The organism is Streptomyces sp. P17 (assembly GCF_032436805.1).
GTDB lineage: Bacteria > Actinomycetota > Actinomycetes > Streptomycetales > Streptomycetaceae > Streptomyces.
This window is the reverse complement of the sequence record NZ_JAVRBF010000128.1, coordinates 1-6777: the sequence shown is the minus strand read 5'-3', so window position 1 is coordinate 6777 and position 6777 is coordinate 1. Positions and strand designations below refer to the sequence as shown.

The window sequence follows — 6777 nt, the reverse complement described above, 5'->3', positions numbered from 1 at the left end:
GCTCTCGATGTCCGTGGACATCTTCTTCTTGAAGTCCTTGGCGCCGAGGTAGGGGGCGTACCAGCAGGGCGGGGGCGTCCAGTTGACGTCGGCGGACGTCACGTTGCCGGTGCCGCCGTTCTTGACGACGGATCCGGAGTACTGGATGCGGGCGGCGGCGTAGATGCCGTTGCCGTCGCCGCCGCCCGACTGCTCCGCAGTAGCTCCCTCGTCAGACCCCACCGGCTTTGCCGCGTAGGCGGATCCCGAAAGAACGAGGGTGCTGAGGGCCAGCGTCAGCGCTGTTGTGCCGAGGAGGAGGCGCCGCGATCCCTTCACTGGCACTTCGCCGCCTTCGTCTCGACGAACACCTTGGATGCCTGCCACAGGTCCGTGCCCGTGGGGAGCTTGACCATGATGATCTTGTAGTAGTCGAAGTCCTCGATGCTGGGCTCGGTCTTGAGGATCTTCTCGGTCTTGATTTCCTTGCCGTAGAACTTGCCCGCGTCCGCGCAGAACGCCACCTCGACAGAGGTGCCGTTGGAGGCGGACCGAGTAGTAGCGTCGTAGTGGCGCAGTGTGCCGGTAGCGGTCCAGCCGCCTTCGATCCAGGCGTTGATCTGCGTGTTCGCGTAGCGAAGCCCGTCGCCCGTGGCGTACGTGCTGATGGCGGCGTCCTTGGTCGTCCGCTTGTCGACCCCGCGGTAGATGGCACGGAAGAAGTTCGCGGCGTCATCCATAGCCGCCGCCTCGTTCGTGTCCTTCGGCTTCTCCCAGTCGAAGACCAGGTTCATGTCCTTGGGCAGGGATACGTCCACGCCGTCCGGCTTGTCCTCCGCTGGTGCTCCGGAGGCCGACTTCATCGGCGTCGCCGATCCCTGGTCGGCGCCGGCGATCTTGTCGTTTGCGTCAGAGTCGTCGTTCCCGCTGCCACAAGCTGTCAGCAGCAGGGCGGCGGTCGTGACGAACGCGACGGCAGCGGGCAAGGATCGGCGCTTCACAGTAGGACTCCCCGTGAGACAGAAGTTCAGTCAAGAGCACTGACGCTATCGGTGGGGTTCCCGGTTTCGCCACAGCGAACTATTCAGAAATCCGGGGCGATTCCGGATGAGTGGAGCACCTGTGGTCGTGCTCTGTGGCCGGATCGTGCTCCAACAGGCGGCGGCTCCGAGCGCGTTGACCGCCGCACCCGGAGCCGCTGTTGCTGTGGGATTCCGTATTGCTACTGGGCTGCCGCGTCTCCTTCTGTGTCGCTCTTGTCGGCGCGGTGGGATCGACGGCGGGTGGACTCCAGGACTTCGAGTACGTCAGGCATGGGTGGGTAGTGCACGGCGCACGCCGGGGACGCGTAGACGTGGAAGCCGGGGCCTGTTGGGGCGTGGACCAGGAACGGTTCGTCTGTGGTGCGCCGGCAGCGGGCGTACATCCGCAGAGTGGGACGCGTCATCGAGTGGGCGCCGGAACTCGTACGCCGTGGATCTGCTGCGGGCCTGCGTCGATGCCGAGCGTGGCCAGGTAGGCGGCGCGGCGGCGTTCGCGTTGGCGGCGGTGTTCGGTGGGATCCAGGACATACGGGCGGACGAGGGCTGATGCGGTGCCGGATGGTGTCCCTTGTCGTGATGTGGGCGATCAACTGGCGGGCCCGTTCGGGTGTTGGGTAGTGCGGGGCGCTTTCGGGGAGTTCACGGTAGAGCTCGTCCATGCGGCCTTCGGGGAGGTAGCAGTGGGGGAAGGCGACCCATTCGTCGTGCATCTCGAAGAGCACGGCGGTGACCAGCCGCAGCAGGGCGTCGTCGTTGGGGAAGACCTGGACGACGTCGGTCCGGCGCTTGATCTCCCGGTTGATTCGCTCCAGCGGGTTCGTGGACTGGATCTTCTTCCAGTGCCGGGGCGGGAAGTCCGCGAACGCGGTCAGGTCCTCCTTCGCCTCCAGGAGCATGGCCCTGGCCTTGGGAAACTGCTGGCCGAGCATGTCGGCGACGGTGTCCAGTTGGGTGCGCACGAGATCGGCGGTGGGCTGGGTGAAGATGGTGCGGATGGTCGCGGCGACCATCTCGCCGGACTCCGCACCTGAACGATCGTCAGCGGCGTCTGATGCTGGCGCAGGAGGCGCGATTGCTCGGACACGGCGGAGTACGGGGCGTGGCGCGGCTGGCCGGGGTGAGCGAAACCACGGTCCGCAACGGGGTGTTCGAGCTGGAGGCCGGTGGGGATCCGCTGCGGGATAGCTGTGTCCGGCGTCCCGGGGGTGGCCGCAAGCAGGCCTAAGAACAGGATCCGTCCCTGGTTCCGGCGTTGTTGAAGCTGGTGGAGCCGGACGAGCGGGGCGATCCGATGTCGCCGCTGTGCTGGACCACCAAGTCCCTGCGCAACCTCGCCGAGGAGCTGACCATGCAAGGGCACCCGGTCTCCGCCCCGACCGTCGGCCGACTGCTGAAGGGGCAGGGTTTCAGTCTGCAGGCCAGCCGCGCTCGCGCAGGGAGCGCAGGAACTCTTTCCAGAACGCCTCGCTCTCGCCGTCGCCGACCATCAGGCCGAGGACCTCGCGGCCTCCGTCCTCGGTGATGCCGGTGGCGACCACCACGGCCTGCGAGACGATCTGGTGGTTCACTCGCGCCTTGCAGTAGGTCGCGTCCAGGTAGACGTAGGGGAAGCGGACATGATCCCGGGTGCGGAACGCGGTCAGCGGCTCGTCCAGCGCCGCGCAGATCCGCGAGGCCTCCGACTTCGAGATCAAGTACGCCGCCTTCCCTCCCGGAGTGCGGGTGGCGCCGTGAAGAGGACACGGAGGAAGCCATGCGCTGACGGACGAGCTGATGACCACCATGAGGATGGTGATGGTGGACGGCGACGGGGATCCACTTGAGCCGAGCGGGGCGGGCTGAGCCGGTTGATGGTAAGGCGGGGCTAGTGTGACGCCGCAGGCGTGCGCTGTTCGTCGGTGGCGCTCGGAGCGTTGGGGCATCCGCAGACCCCCATGGCGGTTGCAGATCGCGATGATCCAGAGCATGGGACGCTGCCACGTACGGCCCGCCTACGCCCAGACAGGCAGCGCGAAGCCGCACGCGCCGCTGGAGCAGGATTCGACTGTGCTGCGCCACTGGCGAAGGTGAGGGAACGCGGGCGAGGAGTGGCTCATCCGGCTTGGGCTTCCACGGGCCCATGGGCCGTCACTTCGGGTTCGCGTCGAGCCAGATGCTGCGGGCGAAGTCGTCGAACGTGTCGAGCTGGGTCACTAGCCATCCGATCTCCGCAGTTACCGTGCGGATGGAGGCGTACACCTGATGTTCCTCGGACCACCAGCCATAGTTGAGGGAGACGCCGAGCTCGCCTTCTGAGCCGAAGTATCGAAGGCAGCGCAGGCCCGGGCCGATGCGATCGGAGTTGAATTCCGTGATTTCGGGCGGACGAATCGGGTTCTCTTCCGTGGCTTGAACGACGATGTGCAGGCCACTCTCTCGTTCCTCGCCCTCGGGGTGTACCGCGAGGGCATAGAACGGCTGTGGAATCCTGCGTGGATCGCCACCGTAGAGAAACGCTTGATGGGCCGGAACGCTGGGGTTCGGATGGGCCTCGATCAGCCGTCGGAAGCGACTCGTCAGAGCATCCCGGTTGGATGCGCGCCACCATTTCTTGTTACGTCGGTGGCTAATCTCTGCGCAGGTGGCTGCCCACTCTTCGATTTCCCTTTGGTGCAGAGTCGTCCAGTGAAGCGGCATTAGAAACCACTCTGTCGGATCAGCTTCGGTTTCAAAGAAGATCACGCATAGCTCCAGCGGAAGGTGGTCATTACAGCATCGAACAGGTCGACGAGCGCCAGAGTGAATTCGCTTTCTGGATTACCGTCGCCTCCCGTGCTGAAAGTGAGGTCGTGTCCCCCGTCGTGGTGTAGCCGATCACGGTCCGTCGCCTCCGCTTCGGAGCCGTCCGGTACGTGCCGCTGCGGTCCGTCGTGCGATCACCGCTGGTCCCGGCTCGGCGAGCCCCAACAGGGCCGCCGGCGAGGGCGATTCGGGCCGCGACCTGCGGATTCCGCCAGCTTGATCGGCTACACCACTCGGCGGGACGCCATCGAAAGTGATCGCCAACCATCTAGGAATTGCGCTACCAGGTACCGGGAGGACATATTCGATGCGTCGAGACACGGGGTCATCCGCGGCGTCGTCTGTCGGCGGTACGATCCTGTCGAATCGAAGCCCCGCGGAACCGTCGATTTCGACGGACTCACTATCTCCGCGATCTGCCGCGAGCATGGCAAGAATCTGATCGGTTTGGGCTCCGGGACCTGATGCGGGAATTGGTTCAGATACAATGAAAGATGCCGGGATCACGGTTCCGTGAATCCGCTCTATCGGCAGGTAGAGAAGTAGCCCGTGTGCCTTTCCAGCCCTTCTTGCGGCCTTTTTGAGCTGCTTGAACAGCTCCATTCTGACCTTGCTCACGTCATCTTTGGGAAGGTCATCCGGAAGCTGGGCGATGGATCGATCGACGATCTTCAGGATCTCGTCGCTCATTGACTCATCCCGCACGTTGATCTTTTCCCAACCTGGCGGTGGGACAAGATTGAAACCGACGGGAGCGAGAGGTTCGGTGGGGCTCACATCAAGCACGCCGTAGCCTCTCCGCAACCCAGGAGCCCAGTACGAGAAGTGGAAGTAGTGCGGCTACGAATACTCCGGGCCAGATGCCGGTGACCCAGGCCGCCAGGAAGAGTCCCGTGGAGTAGACGAGCGCCTCCGTGAGGCCCTCTGGGCGTCGCGATGGGAGAGGGTACTTAACGAAGATGCCCAGCAGCGTCAAGATTGCTGCAGCCACGATCGCGCGTTGGATCCAGTAGATTGCGTCCTTCGCGGAGTCCGGGGCTGCTGAGGCGAGCATGACGATAAAAATCGAGCACATGCCGACGGTCAAGCATAGCCGGGCCAAGCCGGTTGCCCCCTCTCCCAGGCGCCCGTATGTGGAGTTCTGCCGATTCGGTGCCATGAGCATCTCCTTTCCTGACTTGATTGCTACCAGTGCGTGTTTTCGGGCAGCTTCAAGAAATCGCCCTTGAAATTGTCGTAGCCCTCGCTGTACCACTTGTCAGGGAATACGTCACTTTGCCCGAAGGTCTTGTCCACTACATCTGCCGTGGCGCCCGTGACTGCGACTCCGACGGCGATTCTATAGTGGTTCTCGGCCTTACCGACTGCGGAGGCGGCGTCAGAGAAGGTATCGCTGTTCCGGCGCATGTTCTCGATGATGGAGCGGGCTTCGGAGTCTCCGAACCCCAGGCGCTCCAGGTGGGACGGCTTGACGGTGTCGTCTGCGAGGCGTCCAGCGTTCTGAGACATCTCTTTTCTTATGCGGTTGAGTGTCTGACGCCCGAACTCCTTGAGCCCGTCATCACTCGTGGTGGCAACGACACGTCGAATCTCATCCATCGCAGCCTTGTTGGCACGGAGCGCCTCCTTGAGCCGCTGTGTGCGCTGTACTTGCGAAGCAGCCTTGACAGCTCTGTCGGCGACTTTGAGTTTGGCGAGCATCCGCGTGCCCACGCCGAAGGCCACCAATCCGACGGCGTCCATTACAACGTCCGTCAGGCTTGCTTCGCCTGCGGCGAACAAAATGGCCCTGGAAACAAGAACAATGGCAGAGAGGGTAATTGCTATAGCGCCGATGAATGGCCCGATGATTGGAATGAAGACGAGGATCGGCGCCAGAAGCGATAGAATGCTTGCTGCCCAGCCGATGAAGTCGAGGACCCACTTGATTTTATCGATATTCTCATGGATCCAGCCTTTGATGTCATCCCAAAAGCTGTCCTCAATGATGTCGTCGATCTCTTCACGGATCTTCTTCGCCCAGTGCCCCGCGCGGTCGTCCCGGTCACCCGTGATGCGATCAAGGTGATCCCGGTACTTGCGCAGGGGATCTCCCTCGGTGCCACTCTCCGTCGGCTTTGGCGTACTGCCGTCGCCTGTTTCCTTCTTGCTCTTCTCGGCGTCGAGTTCTTCCTGTGCCTTCTTGGCGTTGGCCAGGACCTTATCGGCTTCCCCTTGGTAGTATTCCAGTTCGTTGGCCCAATTGGACAGGTGGACGTGAACCCGTTCATAGCGGCTGGCGACTTCCCTGAGGTGTTTCTCCAGTACCTCGGAATCTTCCCGCAGCTTGCCGGCGTACTTTCCTTTGAGCTCGTTGTCGTCGTTTATCTGGCGAAGTCGGCTAGCCTGGTCCCGGAGAGAGGAAGCCACGCCCTTCATATGCTTCACTTCATCGCGGATCTCTTCGGCATCTCCCGGAACGGGGTCTGAGTCCGCGAGCGGATTCCAGTCCTTGGGGCGAGTTTTCGAGGCGGCGCTCACTTGCCCTTTCTCGCCTTCTTGAGTTCCTTTGCGAGTGCGGCATCCGCTCCGGTGAAACCGTTAATGGTGTTGGTGACGAGATTTCCGACGCCTTCGAGGCTCTCGATCATCTTGGCGCGGTAGTCATCCCAGTTGTCGACGAAATCTCCCATCGCTTCACTGATCTCGCCGCTGCCCCAATAGGGGCGCATGCCGTCTTTCCTGTTGCCGATGTCATTGAGCTCCTTTTGAATTTTTTTGAGGTTAGTCTCTGATTCAACGAGAAGTTCGATGTTGACGATGAGATCTGAGTCGCCTGACATGGCCGCTGCTCGGTCTCCCGTGGTGATTTCCGCAGTGCGATTGTGCTGTGTGCACAGGACTAGCGGTTGATGGACTGGATTTCCTGGACGGTGACGGCCTGGTCGTTGCCGAAGGTGCCGTTGGGGAGGTCGCCGCCGGCTTCGCCGGTGCC

Annotated in this window: 5 protein-coding genes and 4 pseudogenes; 1 reads left to right on the top strand and 8 read right to left on the bottom strand. The window is 62.7% G+C overall.

All coding sequences use genetic code 11. The annotated features are described in order from the left end of the window. The 3 genes and pseudogenes from RMT89_RS39405 to RMT89_RS39395 form a co-directional block, all read right to left on the bottom strand. Positions 1-318 (bottom strand): annotated as a pseudogene (locus RMT89_RS39405) (hypothetical protein); the annotation flags it as partial. Then, complete coding sequence (locus tag RMT89_RS39400) at positions 315-980, bottom strand: hypothetical protein (protein WP_315888564.1); 666 nt, start codon at positions 978-980, stop codon at positions 315-317. The pseudogene RMT89_RS39405 and the gene RMT89_RS39400, both read right to left, overlap by 4 nt. A gap of 707 nt (positions 981-1687) precedes the next feature. Continuing rightward, a pseudogene (locus tag RMT89_RS39395) lies at positions 1688-2041 on the bottom strand (transposase); the annotation flags it as partial. A gap of 32 nt (positions 2042-2073) precedes the next feature. On the opposite strand from RMT89_RS39395, the pseudogene RMT89_RS39390 reads away from it, so the two are divergent. Further along, positions 2074-2445 (top strand): annotated as a pseudogene (locus tag RMT89_RS39390) (ISAzo13 family transposase); the annotation flags it as partial. Here the strand turns inward: RMT89_RS39390 and RMT89_RS39385 are convergent. From RMT89_RS39385 to RMT89_RS39365, 5 genes and pseudogenes are all read right to left on the bottom strand, one after another. Further along, positions 2444-2713 (bottom strand): annotated as a pseudogene (locus tag RMT89_RS39385) (transposase); the annotation flags it as partial. The pseudogenes RMT89_RS39390 and RMT89_RS39385 overlap by 2 nt on opposite strands. Before the next feature lie 436 nt (positions 2714-3149). Further along, complete coding sequence (locus tag RMT89_RS39380; RefSeq protein ID WP_315888563.1) at positions 3150-3743, bottom strand: hypothetical protein; 594 nt, start codon at positions 3741-3743, stop codon at positions 3150-3152. A 132-nt stretch (positions 3744-3875) separates the two neighbouring features. Beyond that, positions 3876-4493 (bottom strand): hypothetical protein, encoded by a 618-nt coding sequence (locus tag RMT89_RS39375; RefSeq protein WP_315888562.1) that lies wholly within the window; start codon positions 4491-4493, stop codon positions 3876-3878. A 495-nt stretch (positions 4494-4988) separates the two neighbouring features. Beyond that, positions 4989-6323 (bottom strand): putative T7SS-secreted protein, encoded by a 1335-nt coding sequence (locus RMT89_RS39370; protein WP_315888561.1) that lies wholly within the window; start codon positions 6321-6323, stop codon positions 4989-4991. After that, a complete protein-coding gene (locus tag RMT89_RS39365) occupies positions 6320-6625 on the bottom strand; it encodes a hypothetical protein (protein ID WP_315888560.1) in 306 nt (101 codons plus the stop codon). Before RMT89_RS39365 ends, RMT89_RS39370 begins: the two co-directional genes overlap by 4 nt. Between the last annotated feature and the right edge of the window lie 152 nt (positions 6626-6777).

What these genes read in the sequence shown, in the direction of transcription:
- RMT89_RS39365 (WP_315888560.1), bottom strand. Translation starts at nt 6,625, where the DNA reads ATGTCAGGCGACTCAGATCTCATCGTCAACATCGAACTTCTCGTTGAA.
- RMT89_RS39375 (WP_315888562.1), bottom strand. Translation starts at nt 4,493, where the DNA reads ATGAGCGACGAGATCCTGAAGATCGTCGATCGATCCATCGCCCAGCTT.